Origin of the sequence: Aeromonas veronii (assembly GCA_041319085.1) — a bacterium.
GTDB classification, from domain to species: domain Bacteria; phylum Pseudomonadota; class Gammaproteobacteria; order Enterobacterales; family Aeromonadaceae; genus Aeromonas; species Aeromonas veronii_F.
Genome location: CP101033.1, coordinates 2,120,927 through 2,144,807 on the forward strand (window position 1 = coordinate 2,120,927; position 23,881 = coordinate 2,144,807).

General features: G+C 59.3%; 39 protein-coding genes. 14 read left to right on the top strand and 25 right to left on the bottom strand.

All coding sequences use genetic code 11. From position 1 onward, the window contains the following. Positions 1–9: 9 nt before the first annotated feature. The 23 genes from NMD14_10090 to NMD14_10200 all read right to left on the bottom strand — a co-directional run bounded on the left by NMD14_10090 (position 10) and on the right by NMD14_10200 (position 15,204). On the bottom strand, positions 10–2,088 hold the full coding sequence (locus tag NMD14_10090; protein XEI31170.1) for a phage major capsid protein: 2,079 nt from the start codon (positions 2,086–2,088) through the stop codon (positions 10–12). Beyond that, entirely contained in the window at positions 2,075–3,643 is a 1,569-nt protein-coding gene (locus NMD14_10095; protein ID XEI31171.1) for a phage portal protein, read from the bottom strand. Before NMD14_10095 ends, NMD14_10090 begins: the two co-directional genes overlap by 14 nt. Continuing rightward, the gene (locus NMD14_10100) at positions 3,643–4,059 is read right to left on the bottom strand and encodes a hypothetical protein (GenBank protein ID XEI31172.1); all 417 of its coding nucleotides are present in this window, start codon (positions 4,057–4,059) and stop codon (positions 3,643–3,645) included. The genes NMD14_10095 and NMD14_10100 overlap by 1 nt, the downstream gene beginning before the upstream one ends. A 122-nt stretch (positions 4,060–4,181) precedes the next feature. Further along, complete coding sequence (locus NMD14_10105; protein ID XEI31173.1) at positions 4,182–6,236, bottom strand: phage terminase large subunit family protein; 2,055 nt, start codon at positions 6,234–6,236, stop codon at positions 4,182–4,184. Next, positions 6,229–6,750 (bottom strand): terminase small subunit, encoded by a 522-nt coding sequence (locus NMD14_10110; GenBank protein ID XEI31174.1) that lies wholly within the window; start codon positions 6,748–6,750, stop codon positions 6,229–6,231. Before NMD14_10110 ends, NMD14_10105 begins: the two co-directional genes overlap by 8 nt. 138 nt (positions 6,751–6,888) lie before the next feature. Then, the gene (locus NMD14_10115) at positions 6,889–7,437 is read right to left on the bottom strand and encodes a DUF2514 domain-containing protein (protein XEI31175.1); all 549 of its coding nucleotides are present in this window, start codon (positions 7,435–7,437) and stop codon (positions 6,889–6,891) included. Beyond that, positions 7,428–7,658, bottom strand: a complete 231-nt coding sequence (locus tag NMD14_10120; protein ID XEI31176.1) for a hypothetical protein — start codon at positions 7,656–7,658, stop codon at positions 7,428–7,430. The genes NMD14_10115 and NMD14_10120 overlap by 10 nt, the downstream gene beginning before the upstream one ends. Next, positions 7,658–8,119 (bottom strand): N-acetylmuramoyl-L-alanine amidase, encoded by a 462-nt coding sequence (locus NMD14_10125; protein ID XEI31177.1) that lies wholly within the window; start codon positions 8,117–8,119, stop codon positions 7,658–7,660. The genes NMD14_10120 and NMD14_10125 overlap by 1 nt, the downstream gene beginning before the upstream one ends. 68 nt (positions 8,120–8,187) lie before the next feature. Beyond that, the gene (locus NMD14_10130; GenBank protein XEI31178.1) at positions 8,188–8,478 is read right to left on the bottom strand and encodes a hypothetical protein; all 291 of its coding nucleotides are present in this window, start codon (positions 8,476–8,478) and stop codon (positions 8,188–8,190) included. Continuing rightward, positions 8,475–8,801: a hypothetical protein gene (locus NMD14_10135; protein XEI31179.1), complete on the bottom strand. Its 327-nt coding sequence runs from the start codon at positions 8,799–8,801 to the stop codon at positions 8,475–8,477. Before NMD14_10135 ends, NMD14_10130 begins: the two co-directional genes overlap by 4 nt. Beyond that, the gene (locus NMD14_10140; protein ID XEI31180.1) at positions 8,792–9,295 is read right to left on the bottom strand and encodes a hypothetical protein; all 504 of its coding nucleotides are present in this window, start codon (positions 9,293–9,295) and stop codon (positions 8,792–8,794) included. Before NMD14_10140 ends, NMD14_10135 begins: the two co-directional genes overlap by 10 nt. Continuing rightward, positions 9,292–9,678: a RusA family crossover junction endodeoxyribonuclease gene (locus NMD14_10145; protein ID XEI31181.1), complete on the bottom strand. Its 387-nt coding sequence runs from the start codon at positions 9,676–9,678 to the stop codon at positions 9,292–9,294. Before NMD14_10145 ends, NMD14_10140 begins: the two co-directional genes overlap by 4 nt. Next, a complete protein-coding gene (locus tag NMD14_10150; GenBank protein XEI31182.1) occupies positions 9,665–10,657 on the bottom strand; it encodes a DUF968 domain-containing protein in 993 nt (330 codons plus the stop codon). Before NMD14_10150 ends, NMD14_10145 begins: the two co-directional genes overlap by 14 nt. Next, the gene (locus NMD14_10155; GenBank protein ID XEI31183.1) at positions 10,654–10,854 is read right to left on the bottom strand and encodes a DUF3283 family protein; all 201 of its coding nucleotides are present in this window, start codon (positions 10,852–10,854) and stop codon (positions 10,654–10,656) included. The genes NMD14_10150 and NMD14_10155 overlap by 4 nt, the downstream gene beginning before the upstream one ends. 247 nt (positions 10,855–11,101) lie before the next feature. Then, positions 11,102–11,806 (bottom strand): phage regulatory protein/antirepressor Ant, encoded by a 705-nt coding sequence (locus NMD14_10160; protein ID XEI31184.1) that lies wholly within the window; start codon positions 11,804–11,806, stop codon positions 11,102–11,104. Then, entirely contained in the window at positions 11,803–12,180 is a 378-nt protein-coding gene (locus NMD14_10165) for a DUF2591 domain-containing protein (GenBank protein ID XEI31185.1), read from the bottom strand. Before NMD14_10165 ends, NMD14_10160 begins: the two co-directional genes overlap by 4 nt. Further along, entirely contained in the window at positions 12,180–12,272 is a 93-nt protein-coding gene (locus NMD14_10170) for a twin-arginine translocation signal domain-containing protein (protein XEI31186.1), read from the bottom strand. The genes NMD14_10165 and NMD14_10170 overlap by 1 nt, the downstream gene beginning before the upstream one ends. After that, positions 12,257–12,538, bottom strand: a complete 282-nt coding sequence (locus NMD14_10175) for a hypothetical protein (protein XEI31187.1) — start codon at positions 12,536–12,538, stop codon at positions 12,257–12,259. The genes NMD14_10170 and NMD14_10175 overlap by 16 nt, the downstream gene beginning before the upstream one ends. Continuing rightward, complete coding sequence (locus NMD14_10180) at positions 12,519–13,196, bottom strand: replication protein P (GenBank protein XEI31188.1); 678 nt, start codon at positions 13,194–13,196, stop codon at positions 12,519–12,521. Before NMD14_10180 ends, NMD14_10175 begins: the two co-directional genes overlap by 20 nt. Further along, complete coding sequence (locus NMD14_10185) at positions 13,196–14,185, bottom strand: hypothetical protein (protein XEI31189.1); 990 nt, start codon at positions 14,183–14,185, stop codon at positions 13,196–13,198. Before NMD14_10185 ends, NMD14_10180 begins: the two co-directional genes overlap by 1 nt. Then, positions 14,178–14,468, bottom strand: coding sequence for a hypothetical protein (locus tag NMD14_10190; GenBank protein ID XEI31190.1), 291 nt, complete (start codon positions 14,466–14,468; stop codon positions 14,178–14,180). The genes NMD14_10185 and NMD14_10190 overlap by 8 nt, the downstream gene beginning before the upstream one ends. Further along, positions 14,468–14,986, bottom strand: coding sequence for a phage regulatory CII family protein (locus NMD14_10195; protein ID XEI31191.1), 519 nt, complete (start codon positions 14,984–14,986; stop codon positions 14,468–14,470). Before NMD14_10195 ends, NMD14_10190 begins: the two co-directional genes overlap by 1 nt. A gap of 8 nt (positions 14,987–14,994) precedes the next feature. Beyond that, positions 14,995–15,204, bottom strand: coding sequence for a helix-turn-helix domain-containing protein (locus tag NMD14_10200; protein XEI31192.1), 210 nt, complete (start codon positions 15,202–15,204; stop codon positions 14,995–14,997). Between the two features lie 113 nt (positions 15,205–15,317). Between NMD14_10200 and NMD14_10205 the strand changes: the two genes are divergently transcribed. Then, positions 15,318–15,980, top strand: coding sequence for a helix-turn-helix domain-containing protein (locus NMD14_10205; GenBank protein ID XEI31193.1), 663 nt, complete (start codon positions 15,318–15,320; stop codon positions 15,978–15,980). A 17-nt stretch (positions 15,981–15,997) separates the two neighbouring features. Here the strand turns inward: NMD14_10205 and NMD14_10210 are convergent, their stop codons facing one another. After that, complete coding sequence (locus NMD14_10210; GenBank protein ID XEI31194.1) at positions 15,998–16,273, bottom strand: hypothetical protein; 276 nt, start codon at positions 16,271–16,273, stop codon at positions 15,998–16,000. Here NMD14_10210 and NMD14_10215 point away from each other — a divergent pair. From NMD14_10215 to NMD14_10275, 13 genes are all read left to right on the top strand, one after another. Then, on the top strand, positions 16,272–16,694 hold the full coding sequence (locus tag NMD14_10215) for a hypothetical protein (GenBank protein XEI31195.1): 423 nt from the start codon (positions 16,272–16,274) through the stop codon (positions 16,692–16,694). The two genes, NMD14_10210 and NMD14_10215, sit on opposite strands and share 2 nt — an antisense overlap. 72 nt (positions 16,695–16,766) lie before the next feature. Next, positions 16,767–17,084, top strand: a complete 318-nt coding sequence (locus NMD14_10220; GenBank protein XEI31196.1) for a hypothetical protein — start codon at positions 16,767–16,769, stop codon at positions 17,082–17,084. 76 nt (positions 17,085–17,160) lie between these two features. Then, the gene (locus NMD14_10225) at positions 17,161–17,487 is read left to right on the top strand and encodes a zinc ribbon domain-containing protein (protein XEI31197.1); all 327 of its coding nucleotides are present in this window, start codon (positions 17,161–17,163) and stop codon (positions 17,485–17,487) included. A 141-nt stretch (positions 17,488–17,628) separates the two neighbouring features. Further along, entirely contained in the window at positions 17,629–17,970 is a 342-nt protein-coding gene (locus NMD14_10230) for a DUF4406 domain-containing protein (GenBank protein ID XEI31198.1), read from the top strand. Continuing rightward, on the top strand, positions 17,967–18,584 hold the full coding sequence (locus tag NMD14_10235) for an Nmad5 family putative nucleotide modification protein (protein ID XEI31199.1): 618 nt from the start codon (positions 17,967–17,969) through the stop codon (positions 18,582–18,584). Before NMD14_10230 ends, NMD14_10235 begins: the two co-directional genes overlap by 4 nt. After that, positions 18,581–19,897 (top strand): phage N-6-adenine-methyltransferase, encoded by a 1,317-nt coding sequence (locus NMD14_10240; GenBank protein XEI31200.1) that lies wholly within the window; start codon positions 18,581–18,583, stop codon positions 19,895–19,897. Before NMD14_10235 ends, NMD14_10240 begins: the two co-directional genes overlap by 4 nt. A gap of 86 nt (positions 19,898–19,983) precedes the next feature. Continuing rightward, entirely contained in the window at positions 19,984–20,211 is a 228-nt protein-coding gene (locus tag NMD14_10245) for a hypothetical protein (protein XEI31201.1), read from the top strand. Continuing rightward, complete coding sequence (locus tag NMD14_10250; protein ID XEI31202.1) at positions 20,211–20,438, top strand: hypothetical protein; 228 nt, start codon at positions 20,211–20,213, stop codon at positions 20,436–20,438. Before NMD14_10245 ends, NMD14_10250 begins: the two co-directional genes overlap by 1 nt. Further along, positions 20,435–20,911, top strand: a complete 477-nt coding sequence (locus NMD14_10255; protein ID XEI31203.1) for a hypothetical protein — start codon at positions 20,435–20,437, stop codon at positions 20,909–20,911. Before NMD14_10250 ends, NMD14_10255 begins: the two co-directional genes overlap by 4 nt. After that, positions 20,865–21,143 (top strand): hypothetical protein, encoded by a 279-nt coding sequence (locus NMD14_10260; GenBank protein XEI31204.1) that lies wholly within the window; start codon positions 20,865–20,867, stop codon positions 21,141–21,143. The genes NMD14_10255 and NMD14_10260 overlap by 47 nt, the downstream gene beginning before the upstream one ends. A gap of 482 nt (positions 21,144–21,625) precedes the next feature. Continuing rightward, positions 21,626–21,880, top strand: coding sequence for a hypothetical protein (locus NMD14_10265; GenBank protein XEI31205.1), 255 nt, complete (start codon positions 21,626–21,628; stop codon positions 21,878–21,880). Continuing rightward, a complete protein-coding gene (gene ssb, locus NMD14_10270; GenBank protein XEI31206.1) occupies positions 21,877–22,356 on the top strand; it encodes a single-stranded DNA-binding protein in 480 nt (159 codons plus the stop codon). The genes NMD14_10265 and ssb overlap by 4 nt, the downstream gene beginning before the upstream one ends. 8 nt (positions 22,357–22,364) lie before the next feature. Beyond that, the gene (locus NMD14_10275; protein ID XEI31207.1) at positions 22,365–22,610 is read left to right on the top strand and encodes a hypothetical protein; all 246 of its coding nucleotides are present in this window, start codon (positions 22,365–22,367) and stop codon (positions 22,608–22,610) included. On the opposite strand, the gene NMD14_10280 is transcribed toward NMD14_10275, so the two are convergent. Further along, the gene (locus NMD14_10280; GenBank protein ID XEI31208.1) at positions 22,538–23,776 is read right to left on the bottom strand and encodes an integrase arm-type DNA-binding domain-containing protein; all 1,239 of its coding nucleotides are present in this window, start codon (positions 23,774–23,776) and stop codon (positions 22,538–22,540) included. The two genes, NMD14_10275 and NMD14_10280, sit on opposite strands and share 73 nt — an antisense overlap. Between the last annotated feature and the right edge of the window lie 105 nt (positions 23,777–23,881).

A 23,881-nucleotide genomic window follows, 5' to 3' on the forward strand; every position in this document is an offset into this window, starting at 1 on the left:
ACACCTTAATTACGCGACGTTCTGGCTGCCCCAGCAGAACGACTCCACACGGCGCAGGACAAAATCAACGTCCTGGAACACCACAATGCGCAGGCCGCCGGATTTGCTCAGGCTGTACGGGTCAACGGTCAGATCCAGCCCGCCCCACATACCGATCAGCATGTCGGCGAAGTTGCCGAAGAACACATCGCCAGCGGCGATCTGGTTGCTGATCTCGGTGTTGTAGCCGTTGACGGTGTTGCCCGGCTCCCAGATGGTGGATTCGGTACCGGTGCCGAACTTCGGTTTGGTCTTACAGTGGCCACGGAAAGCCGCGTTACCGATGTAACCCATCTGGCCAATATCCGCATTATCTGCAGCAATGGCCGATTCCATGGCAACCAACTCTTCAAAGGTCGGAAGGGCGGCAGCGAAATCAACGGCGTTGATCCCGGTGTAGTTCTTGATGCCGCGCGGCTGGTTGCCAGCCCCGCTGCCGTAGTAACCAGCAAAGTCGATGGCCTGAGCCATAGCATTGACCAGATCGCGGCGCACAATGCCTTCCGCATCCATGCTGGATTGCATCAGCAGGCGGCGGGTGATGTCGGTGAATGCACCTAGAGTCTTGGGGGTCAGCTCGAGCTGACCAATGGTCGGGGTGCCTTCTTGCGCATCTTCACCTTCACCCAGCCAGTAGGCGGTGGCGCCACCAGTTTGACGGGGAACGTCCACGTTACCGACCAGTCCACCCATGGTGGTGGCCAGGCGCATGATGGTGGTGCGGTTGCGCAGCATCTCGATAAAGCTGCCACCCATAAAGGTGGTATCAACCAGATTCTGGCCGGACTGCGCACCGTTCGGGGTGTTTGCTGCGCCGCCAGCATTGAACGCGCGGGAGTTCAGTACGTCCTGCGGGATCAGGATGCCTTGGGCGGTCTTGCCGAGTTGACGCTGGGCAGTCTCGGAGCACTCGAGTTCGAATGCAGCCGCTTCGCGGTCAGCCCGGGTTGCGTTGGGTTGCAGGGCGCGCACCGCACGGAAGATGCTGTAATTGCGCACCTCCTGATCGGTCAGGCCGATATCGGCGCTCTGCATCTCGGAAAGAGGCACACCGGAGCGCTGGGAAGGCTGGGCGGGTTCGCGTTTACTGAGCACACCAACAATGGCCCGAGCGTCGCGGGTGTTGATGTAATCGAGCACCTCGGCACGGAACTGATCAACGGTCTTGCCTTCCGCAACAGCCTTATCAGCCAGGGATCGGCAGCCGTACTGCTCACCCATTTGCAGAATGGATGCGGTGCGCTCGCGTTCAGCTTTGGCTGCGCCGTCGCGGGCGCTGCGAACATCGGCACCCGCCTCTTCGAGCACTTCGAGCACTTCGAGGATCTTGCCCTCGGCATCAACCATGGCACGGACCAGGTTGCCCTTGCCGTCACGCAGGATTTTTTCGTTCATCGTTCTGACTTCCTCAGTAGTTGAGTTTTTAGCGGTCGTGCCACGCTCAATGGTGCCAGCATCGCCTTTCGGCCGTTTCCCATCCTCTTGGGGGATTTCCAGTGAGCGGCCCACGCCAACAGAGGGATCTGCCGGAACGCTGACGATGGAAATTTCATAGGGCTCCCAGTCGGTGATCCGGTAGGTATCTTCATCACCTTCGGTCGATTCCAGCTTGGCGGCGTGGATGCGGTACCCTACCGAGACATGACGGCGGATCCCGTCCATCACATCCTGAAAAACGTCATCCGCATCTTTGCTGCGGCTGAAACGGACAACTGCCCGCCCCTTGCGGTCGCTGTCGATACTGACGCTCTCAACCACGCCGATCTGGTCATCCCAGTCATGGTTCAGCAGCAAGGCCGCCCCATCGCGCATGCGGTCAAGGCGGATGCTTTCTGGCGAATGATCGAGCACCTCAAAGCCAAACCAGCGTTGAACCGGCGCTTCGGATGAAAAGGCGAGTTCGACCGTGCGCTTTTCAGCATCGAAACTGCGCACTTCCATGGTGCGATGCAGATCGCCTTTGGCGTTGAAGTCAGGCAGCGCCTTGCCTTGGCCGCCATCGCGGGTCATGTATGCGCCGATCAGGCTACTCAGGCTACGCGGCTTCATTGGTGTTCCCTCCGGTGGGTGCAACTTTCGGTTGTGGCCTGCCCATGGAGAGCAATACCAGTTCTTTGGCGGTGGCTTCGTCGATCCCTTCCGATTTGTAGGCCTCGATCATCGCGGCGACATCTCGGGCCGACTCTTGCCAGACGGTTTGCGGGTCTTGACCCTGCTCGCGGATAATCTTGCCCGGGCTGGTCAACATGTTGTTCTTGGCCTCGACGGCGGAGTTCACATCGGCGCGCGGGTCGATCCACTGCCAGCGGCGGGCTTGCCACTCCACCACCCGATACTGATCGATGCGCTCGGCTGGCAGCGGCTTGCCTTTGACCTTGATCAAGCCAGCCAGCAGCACCCGGGGCAGCCATGCCTCGAACACCGGTTCGATCAGGCTTTCGATCAGCCACTCCTGCAGATCCTTCCAGTGCTCCCGCTCATCGAGGGTGCCCTGCCGGATGCTGGAGAAGTTGACCCCTTCCAGATCGCTGGCGAGGTTGTTGTAAAGCACCCCGAAACCAGCGGCCATGCCGCGCAGGGCTTGCTTATAGAAGGGAGCATATTCACCGGCCGGGTATTGCGGGTTGCTCTCTTTGACGCGGGCACCGGACGGCAGCACTCGCCATTCGCCAGGTTCGCTGTCGATGGTCAGTTCGCCATCATCTTTGCCTTCTGATTCGGGGCCGTATCCCTCATCCCACTCGACAAACCCCATCTGGTTCGCGCCGGTGCGCGCCTTGACGATGGCCGCTTCTTCCATGGCGCCGAGCTGGCGCATGCGGAACAGGGCGGTCGCCATCCACGGCAGGCCGCGCTTCTGGCCCACCATGTCCTCGAGAAAGCCGTGAATAATCTCTTCCGCCGGGATCCGCACGTAGTGCTTGCCTCCCCAGTGATAGCCTGCCTCGCTCTCGTCGGTGGTGGTGAAGTAATAGGCCAGCGGGCGGCCGTAGCGATTGAACTCGATCCCTTGCCGGATAAAGGCACCCGTGCGCGGGCGCTGGTCGTTCAGGTCGATCGGGCAACGCTGCGGATCCAGCACCTGCAGGGCAAAGCCCCACGGCCCGCCATCGGAGCCAAACACCATCCGCACCATGAACTCGCCATCTTTGGCGGCGCTGGTGATGCAGTTGTTCTGAATGGCGCGCCATGAGCGGCGACCGGTCACATCGCAGTGCTTGCGTTTTCCCCACTCCAGCCAGCTATCTTCGATCGCCTGGTTGGCGGCGTTGTCGAGCTTGCCGCGAGCGGTCATGCTCTGGGCCTGCAGCATTACCCCTTTCGGGCCGACGATGTTTTGCCGACACATCCGCAGGAACGAGCGGCCGTAATCGTTGTTGGCTGACTGCTCGCGGGAGCGGGCCACCAGCACAACCTGATTGCGATCAACAATTTCATCGGCGGTTAGCGGGGTGCCACCCCATGCGGTACCGAGCCGGTCTTGCCGGGCGGCGGCAAACATGCGGGCGCCGGTGCGGTTGCGCATAAAGTGGCGCTTTGGCGGTGATTCAGCGGCTTGTTGCTCCATCAGCCGCTGCTGCCATTTGAAAACCATGGTGGTCATCAGCGAAGCCTCACTCTGACGGTGTTGCCGAACGGATTGCGGCCGCAGGCGATGTCCTGCTCACGCTTGACCAGTCGAACGTAGTGGTCGCGCAGCTTGAGCAGGTCAGGAATGGAGGTGCGATAGAGTTCGCGGTTGTTGATGCGGTACCGCTCCTGATCCAGGGTGGCCCGCTGGGCGATCACTGCCTCGATGGCATCGAGGGCGATCTGGTTTGGTGTCCGTCCATCAAATCCGTCGGCAGCGTTGACCAGATCTGGCGTGATGGTGACTTGTCCACACTCCACCTCGACCATGTCGCCGGTGGCGGTGTCGACCGCCCTCAGGGTGTACCAGTAATCACCGGCGGCCCAGTTGGCGGTTTCGCTTAATGTTTTGCGAAAGCGGTGTTGAGAGCCCTCTGTGGCAGCCGTCATGCTGATCGATGCTGGCCCGCGCAGATAAACAGAGATAGCCCATGCCGGGGCAGGATATGCGGTTAATGTCAGCAGCAGGTCAAACGTTAACCCGGCTCCGATTTTTGCAGGAAAATTGCAGCTCACCAGCCCCTCACCCATCCGCCTTTATTGCGCCCCGCGACGGATTTGGAGCGCTTGATCGTGGGTTTAGTCTGGGTTTGTGGGGGTTTTGCTTCCTCTTGGGGGATTTCCTTCCCCCCTTCAGGCTTGATGTGCCCGCCCTGTGGCGGCCGCTTGGCTGCGGGTTTATGGGTGGCCACCGTGTCATCATCCGGATTGGCCATCCGCTCGGCCAGCCGCTTGAACGAGGGGTTCATGATCTTGAGCGCGGCATAGGCATACACCCGGCAGTCAAGCGCCTCGTTGCGAGCCCGATCCGGTTTACTCCACGTTCTGACCGGCTGCCCCTTCACGTAGTGGGTGAGCAGCTTCTCGGCAGTGATCTGGCGGTACCACTCTGCATCCCGATCGCTGGGGGTGTGGCAGTAGCCAGGGCCGCTGGTGCGGGTATCGGCGCCCACGGTGGCCGCCAGACGGCGCATGACCACCAGCTTTGCCTCATCCACCCCGACCAGAAACAGATCGACCTTGCGCGCCTTCTTGCCTGATTGCTTGCGCTGGGGCTTCTCAACGATCGGGCGACCCCAACCGCCGACCCCTTTACCGGCGAACAGGCGGCGGCCGGTCTTGCCCTTGGCATAGTCATAGGCAGCCTGGGTGTAGCTTTGGCCCTGCTTCTTGGTGCCGCCGGTATCGAGCACCGCCGAGCTGATCGACAGCACCGCCCCGCTTTCATGCTGATAGGTGCCGGCCAGCACATCATCCAGATCGTCCCAGACGTCCTGCTCCAGCGGATCCCCCCACAGCACGTAGTAGGCGACCGACCAGCTCTCCTCTGCCACACCCCACGCCACCACCTCGCACTCGAGGCGGTCCATCTGCATATCGATCCCGGCGGTGAGGTAGAGGCCGCCCATCGGCACATCGGCTCGGTACTCTTCGGCGCGTAGTTGCAGGCTGGAAGGGTCTGCCTTCTCGCCCTTCTCGGCATAGACCTCGGCCAGCGAGACGTTGACGAAGGATTGCATATCCCCCACCGCCAGCTTGTCGAGGTAGGACTGGACGATATCGCGCAGCCGCCGGAAGGTGGAGAGCATCTCGGGAGCATGAAAGGAGGCGTGACCACGGAACGGTTTGGCCGCCCGCCAGCCGCCGCCGTGCTTCTCTGCATCCCTGATCGCGGCGATGCGCTCGCCGTCAGTCCAGATCACCCCGCACCCTTCACAGGCATAGCCTGCTGTTTCCGGCAGGTGCTCTTTGCCGAGATCTTCCTCTGCATCATCGATATCGACCGATGCGCGGCCCTGCCAGGTGACGTTTTCCCACTTCAACACCTGGGCATGTCCACAGTGCGGGCACGGCACGTAGTAGCGGCGCTGATCCCCCTCTTCGTAGGCGATGGCGATCCGGCTTGAGCCTTCAATGGTCGGGGTGCTGGACTCGGTGCGCAGGGCTTCATCACCGAAGGAGGCCGCCCGCTGGGCCAGCAGTTCGCCGAAGTCGCCCTCTGGCAACGGGTCGTAGCCGTCGATCTCGTCCTGATGGATCACCGGTGCCGAGCGGCCGCGAGCGGTTTTCGGGGAGCCTGACCAGCAGAACATCAGCCAGCCGCCGATGTAGGAGATCATTCGGCTGTTGTTGACCCCTTCCCGCCCACGCTGTTTCGCCATCTTGTTGGAGATCTGCGGGTTGGCTTCCAGCATCGGGCGCAGCTTTGTCTCCTGAAATGTCTGGATATCGCCCTGCGACGGCTGGGCGAAGATCTGCGACTTCGGCTCATGCTCGATATGAAATCCGGTGATGCACTGCTGAATGGTGGTCTTGCCAAGCTGGGCGGCCAGCTTGTAGGAGACGCGGCGGATCCCGGGCTCCTTGATGACGTCGATCATCCCGCGCTGCGGCGGGGCGTTATCAAACCGGATCGGGCCAGGCTTGGCGTTACCGACCGGGATGCGCACGTTGCGCTCTGCCCAGACACTCGGGAGGATGTCGGCGGGAGGGATGAGGTTGATCGTGGCTCGTCTGACAGCTTCAGCAACCGCGACCAGGTTGCTGAACTGATGTTGCTTAGTCATCCGATCCAGGCTGGTCCTCATCGTCATCGAGGGCCAGCCCCTCTTCTGCAGCAGACTCAAGCGCCAGCACCAGCTCGGCCCGCAGCTTGGACTTGAACTCAGTTTCATCGGTGCAGCCGATCAGCTGCATCACGGCGCGCCCTGGTACCTGCATCACGTTCTGGCGGATCACCGCCATCAGCGCCGAAGTGGCCCGCTCGAACTCACGGACGGGGGCGACCTCCCCCTTTGCCTTCGCCAGCTCCAGCTCGGCCTTCTCAGCCTCTGCCGCCAGCTTGCGCAGTTTGAGCTCTTCTTCTGATGCTTGTGCCGTGCCGCGACCTTCGTCCCGAGCTTTGTCGCGCAGCCACTTCATCACGTCAGCCGTATTGAAGGTGGCCGCCACCCCGCGGGATCCGCGCTGAGTGATCGGGCAGCCGTTGCGAGTCCAGCCGTCAACGGTCGGCGGGCTCACACCCATGATCACACAGAGCTCTGACTTATTGACGTTCTGACCGGCATGCTTGACTGCCATAACACACCCTTATCAAGACAGGAGATATAATTAAAAATTCTTATCTGGCGGCCCACGCAGATATCAAATACCGCGGAGTCTATGCCCCCGCAGGGGATCCCCCCGGAGGAAGGACCCAGCCGAAAATCATGGGCGATGTCATGGATTCACACGCCCCGCGAGCAGCGCGTCGTAGGCGCGTTCACAGGCTAATCCTGCGGCTCTTGAGCGGTCATAAGCTGCTGCCAGCTCCCCCGCTCTCGCGTCAGCCCTGCCGAGCACGTCGGCGAGCACCACGCCGGGCTCGGTTGCTGTCGTGCCTGACTGGGTAGCTGAGGGATTGCTGGGGCACTTACCTGCTCTGGCTGCCAATCGCTTGGCTTGCTCGAGCACGCCGTCAGCAGCATCACGGGCAGCAAGAGCATCACTCTCAGCCCGGGCAATCTGTTTTTCTGCATCGTCTCTCACCTTATCGATTGAGGCTTGGCGGCGCTGTTCCTCTTCCCTCGCCTTCAGCTCTGCCTTGGCCTTGGCTTTAGCCAGCTGCTCCGCCTGCTTATCCCACTTGGCTGACCATTCCAGCTCTTTGGCATCAGCGCCTGACTGATACCCTGAGTGATGCAGCCACCACCCGCAAAGGCCGATGGCGAGCATCAGGGCGATACCGAACAGGATGGGGATAAGGCGGCGCAAAGCATCTATTCCCATGGTCTTACCTCTCCCACTAGCTTCGAAGGCCAGGCAACGCCAAACCATGTAAATGAGCGCATAGCAACAACACCATCGAAGCGCTCTCCTTCCTCGATGTCATCCATGCTGCATACCGGGTAATACCCGTCATCACGAAGCTCAAGGGCGACATCTTCCGTGATGTATCTCGGAGTCAGTAAATCGATGATGAAAATGGCTAGTGCTTTGATTTTCAGCATCACGCCCCCTTCACCAGTTCGTCAGCGATCGCGCTGGCAACCAACCACTTGGTGGCGTTGTATTGCTCGAGCGCCTGCTTGTTGGTCAGGAAGAACAGCTCAATGATTATCCCGCCAGCGTTTACGAAGGCCAGGCGGCCGCGGGCAGACTTCGACTGATCAATCCAACCGCCATCACCGCGCACCTTGTCCTTGGTAACGGCCGCAATGGCCTTGCTGATCCGCTGAGATAGCCCCTTGAGCTTTGGCAGGGAAATTGACTCAACCCCGGTAGCGGTTGGCGCACTAGCGGCGTTGCAATGGATCTCGATGGCCAGCTCACCGCGATTGATGAGCTTTACCGCCTCAGATAGCGGCTGGTTAACCTCACCATCGCCATCAGTGATCACGGTGTGGCCAGCTTCCCGCAACTTGCTGGCAACGATGTTGCGCAAATCCTCGGCGATATCAGCCTCTTTCACCCCGTTCGCCACAGCGCCAGGGTCAACATCAGAGTGCCCGGCACTCACAACAAAAATTCGCATATCCTTCACTCCGGCTTAATGGGTAGGTTCTTACACCTGAGATGGCTCAGCACAAAATCACGCGCGCGCTGGAAATAGGTTTTCATCCACCAGTGGCGGATAGCGAGGGCGGCCACCGACAGGTTCAGCAGCACTTCTGCATCCTGGCCGGGATTACTCAGCACCCCCAGCGCAGCCAGCATCAGCAACAAAAACAAAAATTTGCCGATGATCCCATCGTGGACATCTGGAGACAGCCAGCACCAGAACGCCCATATCACAATGACCGCCACGGCGATGGAGTTGACGAACATCATTGACCGCCCCCTGTTCGACTAAGCCGCGCTTTCACCATCTCAATAAGATCCAGCCCCCGGATGGTGCGCAGGCCAGCGGCCAGCAGCGAGCCCCCAAAGGCGCCCAGCAAAAAACCGACCCCGCCTGATAAGCCGGGGTCGATGTTGTACATGCTGATGGCAAGAGGAGTGGTGAAATACGCGCAAGCCGCGCCAGATCCGATAAAAACCAAGCGCCCTTTCCAGGTGCTCAACTCTTCCTGAAATGGCACAGCCACCAAGGCGCCGATCAGGCCAGCAAGAGCCCATTCGGCATTTGTGAGGATTCGTTCTATCAGGCCCATGCCGTGCGGGCCTCCATGTTATTTTTCATTGGTATAGCTCCGGTGCTCGTACCTCTCGGAGTGTTGCCAATCGCGGCTTTTCGTTCCTCTTGGGGGATTTCTGCTCGCGCCAGATTGCGGATTTGGCGCTCAGATAACCCCATGATTTCAGCGATATAGGCCGATGGAGTGCCATCCTTGAGCATCTTTACGATGGCCTGATCCCGAAACCGGCGATAGATGTCCATGCAGTTGCCAGGCTGCAAGATCTCCCCGCCGAACTCCTTCACCAGCTTGTCAGCATCCGGCCAGCCTAGAATGGTCACCAACGGGTGATCGGGGCGCAGGGTCTTGGGAACGTAGAGGATCACGCAAGAGCGGCGGGCGCCCGGGTAGCGGTGATCACGCTCATAGCAGCGCGGCAACTGGCCAACCAGATAAAGCGCCCGCTCCACCCCGATCACCTCGGCAATCTCCCGCACACTGCGGGGCAACTCGGCCAGCGCGCTCCTCATGCCGCCCCCTTCACTGAAATGGTCACCCGCAGTTCGCCGCCCTTCACCACCTGTGCGCGCTCCACGCTCAACAGGTCGATCTGGCTGTCATCCAGCCACACCCCGGCATGGGTCAGGGCGTCCAGCGTGGCCTTGAGCACATTATCGAGATCCCGCGCACGGCGATCCGGCGGGCAGGCAACCAGCGAAACCGCAAGACGCCCAGCCAGCTGGCGGTTATTGACCCCGCCCAGCATGCACATCTGGGCCGCATTGGTGCGGTAGCGCCTCCCCTCCTCACTGAGCAGGGTTCTTGGCTTTCCATGCACCGCCACATTGCGCCAGATCCGGTTGGTTGAAGGGGGCCACGGCAGGGTGACGGTGATTGACTCAGGCTTTTTCATTGAACACTCCCAAGGAGCAGGCCAGCTCCAGTGTGTTGATGACGTGCTGCAGCTGCGATCCGTGCTCGGCCTCCCACTCCTTCCACCCGATCTGGTGCAACTCCATGTGCGGCTGGTGGGCGAGCGGGAAAACCATCAGGTCGTGGGCCTTACTGCCCATCACGCTCATGCCGTGGCCCACTACGTGATGGGCCTCCACCCCTTCGCGGCTGCCGGTCAGCACACAAGGCAACTGGCGCACAAAGGCCAGATAGGGCTCGCACTCCCAGCGTTTGCGCTTCGGCTTGCCCATAAACAGGGCGGCGGGTTCAGGGTCGATATGGCGAACGGCGGGTTTGGCCTTGATGCGGGGCCGAAGATCGGCCAGTGGGTCATCTGCCAGCAGATCGGAGCAGTTGACGCGGTAGCGGGTGTCTGTCTCCTTGTAGCCACGCCCAGGCACCAACAACCGCTCAGGCTCCAGCGGTGGCAATCGGCAGGCATCGCGCAACACGGCGGTCGGCAGGCAGTGCTGCACCTTGTAGACGGTTGCCCACCAACAGAGATCCCGCACACCCAGATCGACCAGCGACACCCCGCACCAGCCAGCCACCTTCTGCAGCACCACCCTGGCAACCCACTCAGACACAGCAGACGGGGAGATCGGCAACTGCCCATCGTGGCGTTCGTTGTCGTGGTGCCAGCACAGCGGCAGATGAATACCCTCCACCTCGGCAGTGACAGACTCACCGGCGCAGTCATGGCCGATCACGCAGTGCCCGGCATTGGCAGTCAGCAACTCGCCACCGGCAGCGTTCACCACCTCGGCACAGGCCAGCGCGGCCACCAGCTCGGGGAACTGACGCAGCAGATCGGCGCTATGGTCGCGCACCAGCCGCACCGGATGGCCTGCCAGATGGCGCCTGGTGGCAGCCAGGTTTTCACCCAGCTGCACCAGTGCCAGCCCCATAGCCTCAACAAAAACAGCGTTGGTGGTCACGCGGCGGCACTCCGGATCTGATTCATCAACTGGCGGAACCACTCGCGGTGCTCTTCATCCACCGCATCGATGGCGGCGATCACATCCTGCCGGCTGATATCGTTGCGACGGCGGCGCCAGAACAGCAGATGCGCCCGCTTCTCCAGCTCGATGCGCTGACGGTCGTGCTCGGGGAGTTTGGCGAGGTTGGAGGTCATGCCGAACCCCCGGAAACTGGCAGAGAATAATTTCCGTCAACTCTTGGCCCTAGTTGCTTTTTACCTTTGCACCTCTTGGCGGCCATTCTGAAATCTGAATTTGTCCACCGTGGGGATGGTTCATATATCTCGCACTCTTCCGGCTTGACTCCATACAGCTGCATCAGCTTTTCAGCGCCTATGTAGTGACGCTGCCCATCAAACTTGCTGATCACGAACCCTGGAACCACAACATATTTTTTTAATGTCATGCCGCAACCCCGCGCAGTACGCCTTCACGGATCAACCGATCCACCAGCCACTGCTGGCCCTTGCCGGTGATCAGCGGGGTAAAGCTGATCCGCTTCTCCCCGTTCGAGTCATAGGTGCTCTCCCGGGTGGCGAAGTAACCACGGTCTACGAACTCCTGCATCGGCAGGTTCCAACGCTCACCGCGGCAACTCATCAGGATCTTGCGATCGCGCAGCATGGCGAACAGCTTGGTGGGGCCAAGGCCCACGGTCTTGGCGAATGCTGACAGGGTGATCCCCTTCTCGATGCTGGCGATCTGCTTGGCAAACTCCACCGCAGGGGCATCAAGCGCCACCTTGCGTTCCAGCTCCATATTCTGCTCGGCCAACTCTGCAGCCAGCCGCAGCGCCTCCGGCAGCGTCTGGGGGATCATCATCGCGGGCTGGTGGACCTGCTGCTCCAGCTCCTGCCAGCGGCGAATGATGCGGATCCGCAACTGGGCGCTGTAGCCGGAGATCAGGCAAATGGTCTCCTCCTTGTCCAGCAACAGGCACGGCTGGGTGCGTCCACGGCCATCCTGATAATCTCCTGACTTCTCAGGAGATTGAATTTCCACCAGCATCCGGCGGATATCGGCCAACACGTTGTCGTGGCGCTTTCCGGTCAGCTCGGCGATCTCGATACTGCTCATCACCGGATTGGTCAGTGCGGTCATGTTCATGCGGCACCTCCAACCAGCAATGCTGGCACTATGACTTCATCACCAAGCTTTTCGGCCACCAGAGCTCTGCATATTGCTACCATTGGGTTTTGACCGAACATTTCGTCAGTTCTGCGCCCAACAGATGCTGACCATTCAGTTGGATCGCCTTGCGCTGAGACCCAGATGTTGTACTTCTGGATCAGTGGGCCGCACTGAGCCCAATTTTTTGACGGCTGGTAATAAACAGCGAAGTCGCCTGCCACTGTTGGGCGACCGCGCAGGTCATAGCGCAATCCGTTTTCTTCTGCGGTAAGACCGTTCGCAACTGCTACAGCCCAATCAAGAGCGTGACCATCAAGCTCTTCGGTTTTTACCAAGATCCCACTAGCCATCACTTCACCCCCATCGACACATTCGCGGCCAGATACACAGCCAGACCCACCAGCACCACCACCATCAGGGTGCCCTTCATGAAATCGCGCATTCGATCATCTCCAACGTGGCGGGCCGCTGTTGCTGGCCGCGCAGGGCGTTTACCGCCGCCAATAGCTCGCCGAGATCGGCATCCTGCACCAGGTAGTGACCGGATCTGTGCGCGGCATAGGTGTTCCCCAACTGCTGCAGACAATCCGACACCTCAAGGCGCACCTGCACCGGCAGCCAATCCTTCACCTCGGGGTACACCGCCACCCGCACATACTTGGCGGTCTTGATATCCCGCTCACACGCATCACTGAACGTCACTGGCATCACACTGCCCTCCCTTGCGAAATAGCGCTCTCAGCGTGGCCACGGCCCGCTGGCCTGCCTGCTGGTAAAACTCCGGGCTGTGCTGGATCTGCGCCCGGGTCGGCAGCCCCTTCATCACCTCCGCGTTCAGGTCTTCACCGGCCATCATCCTGCGCACCAGCTGGGCATAGGCCTGATCGAACACGGCGCGGTAAGCGTCTGCGCTCAATGTCTGGCGCTCCCAGCTTGTGGCTTTGGCGGCCAGTTCAACGGCGGGATGGCTGTAACGGCGAGTACGCACCTCAACCAGCGCCGCATCCAGCGTGGGCAGGCCGAGTGCCTCAGGAGTGATCTGGCACCACTTGATGAACATGCCGGTGCTGGGGAAGAACGGGATCTCCTGCTCACGGGCCACGCGCATCCCCAGCTGCAACTGATCGCGGCTGGTGCAACCGGCGTCGACCAGGGCGCGGGTCCACTCGGCGAGCGCTCGTTTTTGGGAGTCCTCAGAGGGGAATGCGTGCTTCCAGGCGGGGAAGACAATCTTCAGCTGCTCGAACAGCATCGATACCATCTGCGAGTCGCGATCAGACAGCGGGCGCTGCTGCGGGGTGATGGTCTCCACGGTCGGCGCAGTGGCGATCTCGCGCAGCACGGCACTGAGGGGCTTCATAGTCATCAGAAACCCTCCTGCATCAAGCGGTTCAGCTCACCGGCGGTCATTGATTTGGTCAGATCGGTGTGATCATTGCGGCGCGGCGTGAAGGCCTGCAGGCCATTGCTGCCGCCACGGTCTTGGCACTTCGACAGCCAGGCATTGATAAACCGGTTGATGCCAGTCTTGGTCTTGCGCTTGGTGGGGTTAGCAATCAGCCAGCCAGTCATGGTGCGCAGCTCTTGGGCCACATCCACCGCCGGATACAGGGCTTGCATCTGGGCGGCGAACGACTCGGTGACCGCATGCTCCCCGCTGTTGAGCGGCATGGTGATCACTGCTGGCTCCTGCGGTGCTGGCTGTTTGGCGGGCAGTAAAACCGGCTCAGCAGAAACAGGGTCAATCACCACCGGCGCAGAGCCGATTTTTTCCGGCTCAGCGCTAGTGTTTAGATCTTTGGTTTTTGTTTTATTGTTTATATTGTTTAGAGCTTCGGCGTGAAACTCCGCGCCTAACTCCGCGCAATCAGATTGCGATACCACCTGCAACCCCATATCTGATGCGGCTTCCAACTCCGCGCCTAACTCCGCGCAATCGTGTTCTGAAACTCCGCGCTGGTAAGGGTCGTAATTGAGAACAGTTATCAGCGTGTAGCCCTTGGTGCCCTGCTTGGCTGTGCGGGTGATCATCCCGTCACGCTCGAAGGCATCCAAAGACCGGCGTGCACTATCCTCAGACACGCCACACGCTTCACCCAGCGAACGAGCAGAGCCAACTAGCTGGCCACGGCTCAGGGTGATGCGGTTGCCGTTGAAGGTATCCTCGGTGCGCTCGTGGGTGACCTCGAGCAGCAGGTGCAGCCACAGGGACTTGCGAGAAGGATCACGGTAAAACGTGGCATCCTTGATGCTCTTGTACAGCAGCACAAACCCGCTGCGGCGGTTCTCGTTCACGTTGCAGTCTCGCTGTGTGGTGGGTGCGCTGGCGGTGGCCAGGCGAACAACGTTACCCATGAGCCACCCCCTGCAGGTGCTGCATCAGGCAGGCCAGGTGGCGCTTGGCCTGCTCCGCTGTCGCCGGGATCTTGATACCGCGCAGCAGACCGCCATAGACCAGATAGGACTGGCCCTGACTCTCCACCAGACGCGGGATAGCAGTGGGGATGGCAGCGCGGCGCTTGCCTTGCGCTTTGTCGAAAGTGTGGTTACGCTTATCCATGTTGCTTTCTCCTTCGAAATCGACCTCGGGTCGGGCTGTTACCGCAGCGCCGGCCCACTCTTTTTGTGCTCCATTCATCACTTTGCTCCTTGCACAGCCACTGGCAATGTACGAACCTGACTTGCCACTGACTCTTCCAAACTCAACAACTCCCTGATGGCGCGATGCACCGCCGCCGTAATCGCCTGACGCTCGATCGGGTCAATCACCCCGTCCTGACGCGCCAGATGCAGCTCACCAAACACTGCCCCCACCACCGAGGTGACCGTCATCACCTGGTCAGCCAGCTCTTCCTCGCTCACCGTTGTGTCCGGTATGGCCACCAGCACATGGCCACGAGACAGCGCCCAGGCTTGCAGAATGGCGTTATCACCGGTCAGCTCGGTCACAGCCATCGCCTCAGACAGGGTCAGGTGATGGTCTTCGCACTGCGGGTTGAACTTGTTGTTCAGCGTGGTCGGGCGCTTGTTGCCCATCAGCTTGGCCAGCTCGGTGATGTTGTAGCGGCGGCTCAACTGATAAGCGGCGTCAATAGGGTCAGATGCGTGGGAGTGATCCCGCTTGACTCTCGTGGTTGTTTTTTTGGCGTTTGTCATGATGGTTCTCAGCAGTCTTCAGGGGGGAATACATCGTTGATTGAGCACTTCACCCCCCAGCGATTGATGACAGACGCAATCTTTCTGCAGGTGTCTAACCCTGGCTTGCGACGGCTCTTCTCGTAGTGAGCAACCGCCCCCTGAGTGATTCCGAGCTCAGCAGCCAAATCGGACTGCGTCTTGCCCGCCTTGTCGCGCAGTTCCTTGATGTTGTTCATCGACAACTCCGTTCTCTTTTGGGGTGACTTAATACGATATGTACTATACCACGATTTGCAGCCATGACAATTTGTGCGTTGAGAAAAACAATACACAACGTAATATTTTCGGTATGGGAAAAGAGACATGGCACAGCCTGGCCAAGAGCCGGATGAAGATGCTCGGCATCACTCAGGAGCAACTAGCTGAAAAGCTGGGGGTAACTCAGGGGGCGATCGGGCATTGGTTGAATAAACGCCGCGAACCAGCGATGGACGTGATCCTCAATATCATGAGCGTCCTTGACCTCAAGAGCATCAATATCGGGGTTGATGGCAATATCGTCGGCGACGAACCTAACATGGAGATAGCCCAGCCAGATATTCACCGGATACCGGTGATCAGCTATGTGCAGGCCGGAGGATGGACCGCCCCCAACGAGATCCGCGAGTGCGACGGCAATATGGCCTATATCACCACCGATCTCGATCTGGGTGACCGCGCCTTTGCCATCGTGATCCGGGGTAACTCCATGGAGCCGGAATTCACCGAGGGCGATCTGGTACTGATCGACCCGGACGAACCGCTCCACCCGGGTGACTTCGTAGTGGCCAAGAACGGCGAAGAAGAGGCCACCTTCAAGAAGTACCGCCCCCGCGGGGTCAGCGAAGACGGCAAAGAGATCTTCGAGCTGGCCCCGCTCAATGACGACTACGCCACCATGCGATCAGACCGCCAGCCCATTCAAATCATCGGCACCATGGTGGAACACCGCCGCCGCAGACGCCGCCGCTAGGGATGACCATGGATGGTTTATTTAAACACCTTACGCATCATCGACAGCGCCTCGTTCTTCCCGTTCTCGAACGCTATTTCCGGCGCAATCGTCAATACCTCCACCATCAGCTTGATCAGCAAATCATGATCAATCTCAGGCAACCTTTGCGCCAAATGATGGCGAAGGCGCGCCCGATCCCATCGCCCGGACACCCTGCGGTCCACCATATCCAGCAGCTCTCGCGTCAAAGCAAGCTCGTTGTCTTCCGCAGCCTTGGCATTGCCTTTCTCAATTATTTTAGGATCAGACATGTCTACCTCCAATATTGAACAGTTCGATGAAGTCGCTGGTAAAACGTTCGCCACGCTCTACGAATCGTTCCCGATACCAATCGACTTACCACTGAGGGAATATACAGGTGTTGAGGGTGTTTACGCCAATCAAGAAGAAGGTGAACTGACGCATCAGGCGAGACTGGTGATGTCTACGCTTGAGTGGTTGCAAGAATCAGGTTACGTCATGGCCGAGGTGCGACCTGATATCGGACTTGATCGCTGCGTCCTCACCGCCAAGGGCCTTGAAACCCTCAAGGTGATACCGGATAGCCTAACCACACCCATCGGCGAAAGACTCAAGGATGCAGTAAAACAGGATGGCCGAGAGATTACGCGATCTCTGGTATCGCAAGCGCTTAGTATTGGGTTAAGTCTTGGTATCAACGCCTTAAAATAAAAAAGGAATAGAGCAATGGGATATAAAAATAAATCGGTAATTCTCGGGATGATGTTATTCCCGTTATCTGCAATGGCTGGATTTATCCACCCGATGGATTTTGATGGCTCAGAGGCCCAGAAGCAGGAAGTGATCAAATACATCAAGGATCGCGTCCATCGCGATTACTGCGAGGGCGGGCTGGATATGTGCCAGCCAACCACCCTGCGGATGATGGAAGATCAGAACCTCAGCTCATTCAAGAAGGCCACCCAGGCAACCGATCGCAAGATCATGGACCGCGTCATTAAAGACTATTGCCAGGGTGATATCGACATGTGCAACTACGGCACCATCTTGATGATGTATCAGCAAAACCTGAAGGCCAGCAAAAAGGAGCTCAGCTGGTGACCATAACAACGCATTCAGCGCTTTCAAGTTGATTGGCAGAAATGAATTACGACAAACCATAAATGGAGGCTATTAGATGAGTCTGATTAAATGTCCTGAGTGTTCAGCAGAAGTGAGTGACGCGGCACTTAAGTGCCCGAAGTGTGGGGCCCAGATCCGCAAACCAAAACGCGGCTTCTTCGGCAAGTTGTTCAAGTGGGGATTTATCCTCTTTAACCTGCTGATGGTATTCTGGCTGGTCTCCTACTGGGGATCGGTTGGCGACATGATGCAGGGTGCCAACGATGCCGAGAAGGCTGGCGGGGTGATCGGCACCACCATCGGTACCGGCATGATCTTTGGTATCTGGGGGTTCGGTGACCTCATTCTCGGTCTGTTCGTGCTGCTCACCAGACCGAAGTAACATCGAGCGTCAAACCGGCAAAGCATAGCCCACCAGCACGGTGGGCTTTTTCATCCCTGAACACCAAAAATACAAATCGTATTGACCAATCCAAATACATATCGTATTTTATCCCAATTACACCAGTAAACGGGATGAACCATGTCGAACCAGCAACGCAAAATCGTCTACATCGCAGGGCCAATGTCTGATCTGCCGGATGACAACCGCCCTGCCTTCAACACCGAAGCGCTCCACCAGCAGCAAAAAGGCCACGTCGTACTCAACCCGGCAACCCTGCCGGACGGCCTCACACAGCCGCAGTACATGGGCATCTGCCTCGAGATGGTCAAGATCGCCGATGAGCTGGTCATCCTCCCCGGCTGGCGCGATAGCACCGGTGCCACCGCCGAATTTCACCTCGCCATCAAGCTGGGCAAGATCATCCGCCAAGCCGAAGACGGCTTTGCCTGGTATCCGGAAAACACAGGGGATGCAGCATGAGACTCACCAACGAAATCAAGCTCCAGATCATCAAGGCCGCAGCCGTCAAGGCTGGCATTCCAGCAGAAGAGGAGGCACTGCGCCTGCGCCGAGTTGATTGGGCCGAGGCTGTTCGTGTCGACTCCCTTGGTGGCAAGGAGGGCGCTGAGGCTGTCGATAAGGCCATCGAGCAAATCAAGGCCATCACGAAGCCTCTGCCGGAAGGTGTCACCACCGGATATCAACCAATCAACGTTGACAGTGACTTTTACCTGAACTGCGGCGGGATCAGCATTCGCCCGCGATTCAACGGCACCTTTGGCTTTGACTCTTGCCGTGAGGCGGTAAGAAAGCCATGCCGTTCATGCAAGTTGGCGGCAGATCATCCGCTTGCCATCGAGTTCCACCAGCTGGAGCAGGATGCCAAATCGCTCAAGGAGAAGCGCGAGCACATCGAAAACAGCGTGGCTGCAGCGATGAGCGGTATCAACACCGATAACCAGCTGCTGAAAGTGTGGCCGGAAGCCGCAGAACTGATGCCGAAAGAGATTCAGAAGGTGCAACTGCCGGCAGTGCAAACCGCAGACCTGAACGCGCTTATCGGCCTGCCGAGCGAGAAGGAGGCTGCAGCATGAACCACTACGCACAAGCGCTGGCCGAACTGCAGGTACAGCCTGACCACGAACTCAAGCAAGTAGGCGACCAGTGGCAGACCCCCAAGCCGCTGGCATTGGGCCTGTTCCACTACTTCGCCCCCACGTTGGGCCCGGTAGTGCTCGATATGTTTGCCGACGACTGCAACCACCTGGTGCCGCACTACTACGATGCGGCCGACAACGCACTCACTCAGGATCTGGCCGCCGACCTGCGCCGCCTCGGTGGCGCGGCCTACGGCAACCCGCCCTACTCCCGCCCCTGCGTCGATGGTGAGGGCAACCCCATCACCGGGATGGAGCCCATCCTCAACTTCTGCCGCGAGCAGCGGGCGCAGGGCGCCAAGATCATGCTGCTGATCAAGGCCGCTACCAGCGAAACATGGTGGCCTGAGGATGCCGACTTTATCCAGTTCATCAGCGGCCGCATCGGATTTGAGGTGCCGAGCTGGTACAACCCGCGGGATCCGAAGAAGGACAAGCCCAGCTCCAGTGGTTTCGCCTCCGCCGTGGTGATCTTCGATGCCAGCTGGCAGGGCGAACGCCGCCCGGAAGCCCGCCTGCGCCGTGACGACCTGATCACCACCGGCCAGATCATCCTCGACATGATCCACCGCCAGGCTGTCGCGCTTAACGAAGAGGCCAGCCGCACGATCGAGGCAGCCCGTCATGCCGACAATCAGGCTGAGGCTCGCGGCCATGTCGACGACATTCATGTCGTCGAGTTGACCGAGCAGCCTGCCATTGCCAATCCCGCCGCGTGGGACCAGACCGCGCTAACCGATAACGAGACCAACGCCCAACGGGATGTTCAGTTGTCATCCGAAAGTTTACAACTGGTTGCCGCGGCGACAGGCCAGCACCCTGACTATGCCGAGCCTGGTCTCTATCTGGTTCGATATGTCGATGAAGTCGCCGAGCTCTCTGATGCAGACCAGAACACCCTGCGCAGCTATCTGAAAGGGTGGTTTGATGAAGGCGAGTCACCGTCCGAGATCTGCTATCGCCTTACGCTGGCGGCAGCCAACCTCAAAGCAGGCAAGCAAGTCCATGACGGCTTTGTGTTGAGCGGCCGCACACCTACCATGCCCCACTGGCAGCGCCACCCAGCGGTCAAAGCGGTGATCTATCAGATTGACGATGCCGACATCCTCACCCCGGCCAAGACCGCCGAACTGGCAGGCTGGATCATCGATCAGCTGGCCGACTACCTGGATGCCCCTGATCAACTGCTGGAACTGGCCACCGCCAAAGCGGCCGATCTGCTGGCGCAACCAGCAGAGGTGGCCGCATGAACAAGCAGCAAGCAGCAGGGATCGCCATCCTGGCAATCGGCACCCTGACCGCGGTGATCGTGATAGCACTGATTTAAGGAGGGAGTATGGCAGTGGACGCTCGGCTCGTTAACAGCAGCGGGATGAAAAAGGATTGTGCGGCCAGGGCGGCACTCAAGCGCCGCCAACTGGCTCGGGATGACATAGAGATGCGCGAGCTGGCCAAGAAGCTCGGCATCGATCAGCGGGATGTTTTAGGTGAATCGTTGTCTGGCACCGCGCAGGCATCCAGAGCGAGCCAGGGGTCCCAGAACGCAACACGGGGGATTAAATAATGAAAAACCAGTTAGTGCTTGAGCACGCCCTGCGCCGGCAGATTGAGATCTACCAGGTGCCTGATGAATTGCCGCTGGATATACGGAGGCAGATGGCAGATAGCATCGTGGCCCGCGTCATTGCCGAAAGCGCAGGCGTGCTGGGACTGCCTGCCCATGTGCCAGGGCAGGCCCCCGCCGCCGAGGTTAACGCAGTGCTTGACGCGCGGCCGGGGGTTAACCAATGAGCATGATCCAGCAGATTGCAGAATGGGCCTACCGCCAGCCTGCGGGCGTCACTTGCCACGACGTGGCCGCCGAGTTTGGCGTCACCGCCATCCACGCAAGCATGCAAATTGGCCAAATCTTGCGCGAGCCGCGCTTTACCGCCCGCGCCAGCTATGAATACAGCCGCCGCACCGGCCAGCGGCTGTGCCGACTGCACGTCGATCAGGTGCGCCCACCAGCATGGCAAAAGACCAGGGTGGTCGGTATCAACAGCCACGGCCAGACCGTCAGCTTTGCCAGCCTCAATGAAGCTCAGGCAAAGGGCGGCTTCAGCCGTGATTGCATAAGCCGCTGCATCAAGGGAATTGCCCGCCACCACGGCGGGTACCGCTGGGCAGTCGCACAACCGAACAGGCTCCAGCCGCCTGAGTTAGAGGAAAAACGGGATGATTCAAGAGTGCCCCCATTGCGGCAAGAAAGGGATCGAATTTGACCTGGCGTGGGAGGGAAAGCAATGCCGCCGCCCAGTCATTATCGACCCTGCTGTTGGCGGCTGGTTATGCGGATATAAGCCCCTGCCGGTCGTGGGTGGTGTGACTCAGGATGTCGCCATCAAGGTCATGAAATTGAAGTGCACGCTATGCGGTGATCTGCACGACCCGGCCACGTTTGTTGGTGGCAAGAAACATTGTGCGGGTTGCGGCAATACCATCAGAAGCGAATGAGTTAGAGGAAAAATCAGATGCCAAGGCGGGACATAATCACTTTAAGCGGCAAAGACCTGATAGAGCTGCTGGACTTCATCAGCCCTGACCGAGAGCAAGACCCTGAGCAGTTGGAGACTGAGGTTTGCGTTATCCAGATTGACGAGACCTTTGCTTCTGGTGAGGGGGATATTCGGCCACCAGGTGTGTACGCCTACCTGACAGAGTACCCAGACGAGGGGCTTTATGGGCCGCTCGGTTCGGATGAATAGTTAGAGGAAAAAACGGGATGGAATCAGTAACTGCTGAATGGGTCGCCCGCTGGACGTGTCCAAAGTGTGGCGAGCAGGTTGATGGTAGCGATGAGGCTGATGACTGGGTGCATCACGGCGACCATATCTCAGTTGTTTGCCATAACCCTGAGCCATGGAGCATGGAGTCTGACAGCGAATGTGGCCATCGGTACAAGGTAGATCTCAAAGGTTAGAGTTAGAGGAAAAACAATGCGACTCGGAAAATTTGCAATACAGGGTGACCGCTTCAGACGCCACGACTATGAGCTGATGCGGGCCATCCAGAAAGATATGGTCGTGCTTGATATCGAGCACAACCTATACCGCGACACCGCCACCTACACCGCCGAGCACCCGGCATTTGATGAGGTTGGACTTGGCGAGAAGCTGCCAACCTACGAAGTGCTGGTTGACGTGGATGACAACGACAACATGGTGGTTGAATTCAAAAGGATCGCAGAATGAAACGAGGCATCAACAAGGTCATCCTGATCGGTAATCTGGGGCAGGATCCGGAAGTGCGCTACATGCAAAGCGGCAATGCAGTAGCCAGCATCACCCTGGCTACCTCCGAATCATGGCGCGACAAGCAGACAGGCGAGCAGAAAGAGCGCACCGAGTGGCACCGCGTGGTGTTCATGGGCAAGCTGGCCGAAGTGGCAGGCCAGCACCTCAAGAAGGGATCGCAGGTCTACGTTGAAGGCAGGCTGCAGACCCGCAAATGGCAGGCGCAGGACGGCAGCGATCGTTACACCACCGAGGTGCTGGTCGATAGCTTCACCGGCGTGATGCAGATGCTTGGCGGAAGACCTCAGCAGGGCCAGCCGCAACAACCACCAGCATCACAGCAACAGGGCGGATATGGCCGCCCAGCACAGCAACCGGCCCAGCAAAGTGACAACGAGCCGCCGATTGATTTTGACGACGACCTGCCGTTCTAGGAGGACTCATGGCACAACACACTCAAACCCCGGCACTGATCCGCCGTTGTGACATCGAGCAGCTGCTCGGCGGGATCGGCAGAACCACCTTCTACCGCCGCCGCCAGGAGTGGGCCGCCGCAGGCACCCCGTTCCCGGAGCCGCTGAACTGGATGGCCAAGGGCGGTACCCTGTGGCGCCGTCACGAAGTGATCGCATTCCTGGTTGCCCGCGGGCTGATGCCTGCGGAGTCAGCCTCCAGCACCACGCACTGAGCGATATGTGCGGCCCATTGCTCAAGGGCCGCCCGCTGCTCGTCAACGTAGTCATGCTGGTCATAGACGGCGAGAATGCCCGCCAGTCTGTGGCCGAGCACCTTCTCAGACACATGGGGGTGAACCCCGATCCGGCTCATCACCGTTTTCATGGTGCGGCGCAGATCGTGGTTGCCCCAGTCATCCACACCCATCACCTTGCCGACCTGCTTTGCCAGGCTCAGCAGCACACTGGCCGCCATTGGCCTGTCATCAAGGCTGCGCGCTGGCGGGAACACATAGACATGGTCAGGGAAGAAAACAAAGGCCTCGGCCAGCAGATCACAAGCCTGCTGCGACAGGCCACGCACAAACCCGATCCCCGTCTTTGAATCGTCATCACTGATGCGCCACAGCCCCTTCGCCAGATCGAAATCTGCCTTCTTGGCAATCCGGATCTCCACCCCACGGCAACCGGTGAGCAGGATCAGCTTCATCATGATCTTGTGGGCGTCGGTCATATCGGTGAGGTCTACCGCCTGCCAGAACTGGCCGATCTCCTCATCACTCAGGTAGCGAGAGCGCGACTTGATGGGGGTGCCAACGTCCTTCACCTTCCAGCTGGCGAGGATGTTGCTCTTGATCATGCTGCGGCGCTGGGCGTAGTCCAGCACCTCCTTGAGCTTGCCGAGCAAGATCCCGGCTTGGGTGCTGGCATCATCCTGCATCGGGGCAAAGACCTTGTCCCAGTGCTGGGTGGTCATCTCGTCCACCACGAACTGGCCAACAACCGGCACAATGTGCAGATCGAACAGGCGGCGCCACTGGTTAAGCCTGACCAGCCGGATAGCTTGCGGACTCTCTAGCCAGGCATTCAGGCAGTCGCTGACCGTCACGGCGGCATGGCGATCTTTGATCTCCATCATCCGCACCGTTGCCGGGTCGTGGCCGGTCTGCAATATCCTCCTGGCTTCTGCATGGCGCTCCCGCGCCTCCTTGAGGCTGACATCACCATAAGCCCCTAGCGACATCCTGCGGGCTCGCTGGCCGTGCCGGTACCGATACTGAAAGCTGATGTGCCCGGTTGGGCTGATGCGGGCAGACAGCCCCTGCCCGTCCGGCAACTCGGTCGGCCCGTCATACAGTTTGCCTGCTATCTTGCGCAGCTTCGCGTCACTCAATGCCATTGCACTGCTCTCGTCTGGTGTAATGTGTCCATGGTACACACGTTGGTGCACAATTTTAAATACACAAGCAAGAACCAACGCGAACAGCTTGGAACAGGGATGACA

Excerpts from the sequence above, each read along its gene's own strand:
- NMD14_10215 (XEI31195.1), top strand. The coding sequence starts at position 16,272 with ATGTCTACCTCCAATATTGAACAGTTCGATGAAGTCGCTGGTAAAACG.
- NMD14_10120 (XEI31176.1), bottom strand. The coding sequence starts at position 7,658 with ATGCTGAAAATCAAAGCACTAGCCATTTTCATCATCGATTTACTGACT.
- NMD14_10275 (XEI31207.1), top strand. The coding sequence starts at position 22,365 with ATGGCACAACACACTCAAACCCCGGCACTGATCCGCCGTTGTGACATC.
- NMD14_10130 (XEI31178.1), bottom strand. The coding sequence starts at position 8,478 with ATGATGTTCGTCAACTCCATCGCCGTGGCGGTCATTGTGATATGGGCG.
- NMD14_10160 (XEI31184.1), bottom strand. The coding sequence starts at position 11,806 with ATGAACATGACCGCACTGACCAATCCGGTGATGAGCAGTATCGAGATC.
- NMD14_10180 (XEI31188.1), bottom strand. The coding sequence starts at position 13,196 with ATGACTATGAAGCCCCTCAGTGCCGTGCTGCGCGAGATCGCCACTGCG.
- NMD14_10135 (XEI31179.1), bottom strand. The coding sequence starts at position 8,801 with ATGGGCCTGATAGAACGAATCCTCACAAATGCCGAATGGGCTCTTGCT.
- NMD14_10250 (XEI31202.1), top strand. The coding sequence starts at position 20,211 with ATGAAAAACCAGTTAGTGCTTGAGCACGCCCTGCGCCGGCAGATTGAG.
- NMD14_10100 (XEI31172.1), bottom strand. The coding sequence starts at position 4,059 with ATGACGGCTGCCACAGAGGGCTCTCAACACCGCTTTCGCAAAACATTA.
- NMD14_10255 (XEI31203.1), top strand. The coding sequence starts at position 20,435 with ATGAGCATGATCCAGCAGATTGCAGAATGGGCCTACCGCCAGCCTGCG.
- NMD14_10110 (XEI31174.1), bottom strand. The coding sequence starts at position 6,750 with ATGGCAGTCAAGCATGCCGGTCAGAACGTCAATAAGTCAGAGCTCTGT.
- NMD14_10240 (XEI31200.1), top strand. The coding sequence starts at position 18,581 with ATGAACCACTACGCACAAGCGCTGGCCGAACTGCAGGTACAGCCTGAC.
- NMD14_10225 (XEI31197.1), top strand. The coding sequence starts at position 17,161 with ATGAGTCTGATTAAATGTCCTGAGTGTTCAGCAGAAGTGAGTGACGCG.
- NMD14_10155 (XEI31183.1), bottom strand. The coding sequence starts at position 10,854 with ATGACCTCCAACCTCGCCAAACTCCCCGAGCACGACCGTCAGCGCATC.
- NMD14_10210 (XEI31194.1), bottom strand. The coding sequence starts at position 16,273 with ATGTCTGATCCTAAAATAATTGAGAAAGGCAATGCCAAGGCTGCGGAA.
- NMD14_10195 (XEI31191.1), bottom strand. The coding sequence starts at position 14,986 with ATGACAAACGCCAAAAAAACAACCACGAGAGTCAAGCGGGATCACTCC.
- NMD14_10175 (XEI31187.1), bottom strand. The coding sequence starts at position 12,538 with ATGCCAGTGACGTTCAGTGATGCGTGTGAGCGGGATATCAAGACCGCC.
- NMD14_10105 (XEI31173.1), bottom strand. The coding sequence starts at position 6,236 with ATGACTAAGCAACATCAGTTCAGCAACCTGGTCGCGGTTGCTGAAGCT.
- NMD14_10245 (XEI31201.1), top strand. The coding sequence starts at position 19,984 with ATGGCAGTGGACGCTCGGCTCGTTAACAGCAGCGGGATGAAAAAGGAT.
- NMD14_10185 (XEI31189.1), bottom strand. The coding sequence starts at position 14,185 with ATGGGTAACGTTGTTCGCCTGGCCACCGCCAGCGCACCCACCACACAG.
- NMD14_10280 (XEI31208.1), bottom strand. The coding sequence starts at position 23,776 with ATGGCATTGAGTGACGCGAAGCTGCGCAAGATAGCAGGCAAACTGTAT.
- NMD14_10235 (XEI31199.1), top strand. The coding sequence starts at position 17,967 with ATGAGACTCACCAACGAAATCAAGCTCCAGATCATCAAGGCCGCAGCC.
- NMD14_10095 (XEI31171.1), bottom strand. The coding sequence starts at position 3,643 with ATGACCACCATGGTTTTCAAATGGCAGCAGCGGCTGATGGAGCAACAA.
- NMD14_10205 (XEI31193.1), top strand. The coding sequence starts at position 15,318 with ATGGGAAAAGAGACATGGCACAGCCTGGCCAAGAGCCGGATGAAGATG.
- ssb (XEI31206.1), top strand. The coding sequence starts at position 21,877 with ATGAAACGAGGCATCAACAAGGTCATCCTGATCGGTAATCTGGGGCAG.
- NMD14_10140 (XEI31180.1), bottom strand. The coding sequence starts at position 9,295 with ATGAGGAGCGCGCTGGCCGAGTTGCCCCGCAGTGTGCGGGAGATTGCC.
- NMD14_10265 (XEI31205.1), top strand. The coding sequence starts at position 21,626 with ATGCGACTCGGAAAATTTGCAATACAGGGTGACCGCTTCAGACGCCAC.
- NMD14_10115 (XEI31175.1), bottom strand. The coding sequence starts at position 7,437 with ATGGGAATAGATGCTTTGCGCCGCCTTATCCCCATCCTGTTCGGTATC.
- NMD14_10190 (XEI31190.1), bottom strand. The coding sequence starts at position 14,468 with ATGAATGGAGCACAAAAAGAGTGGGCCGGCGCTGCGGTAACAGCCCGA.
- NMD14_10145 (XEI31181.1), bottom strand. The coding sequence starts at position 9,678 with ATGAAAAAGCCTGAGTCAATCACCGTCACCCTGCCGTGGCCCCCTTCA.
- NMD14_10200 (XEI31192.1), bottom strand. The coding sequence starts at position 15,204 with ATGAACAACATCAAGGAACTGCGCGACAAGGCGGGCAAGACGCAGTCC.
- NMD14_10165 (XEI31185.1), bottom strand. The coding sequence starts at position 12,180 with ATGGCTAGTGGGATCTTGGTAAAAACCGAAGAGCTTGATGGTCACGCT.
- NMD14_10170 (XEI31186.1), bottom strand. The coding sequence starts at position 12,272 with ATGCGCGATTTCATGAAGGGCACCCTGATGGTGGTGGTGCTGGTGGGT.
- NMD14_10230 (XEI31198.1), top strand. The coding sequence starts at position 17,629 with ATGTCGAACCAGCAACGCAAAATCGTCTACATCGCAGGGCCAATGTCT.
- NMD14_10260 (XEI31204.1), top strand. The coding sequence starts at position 20,865 with ATGATTCAAGAGTGCCCCCATTGCGGCAAGAAAGGGATCGAATTTGAC.
- NMD14_10090 (XEI31170.1), bottom strand. The coding sequence starts at position 2,088 with ATGAAGCCGCGTAGCCTGAGTAGCCTGATCGGCGCATACATGACCCGC.
- NMD14_10220 (XEI31196.1), top strand. The coding sequence starts at position 16,767 with ATGGCTGGATTTATCCACCCGATGGATTTTGATGGCTCAGAGGCCCAG.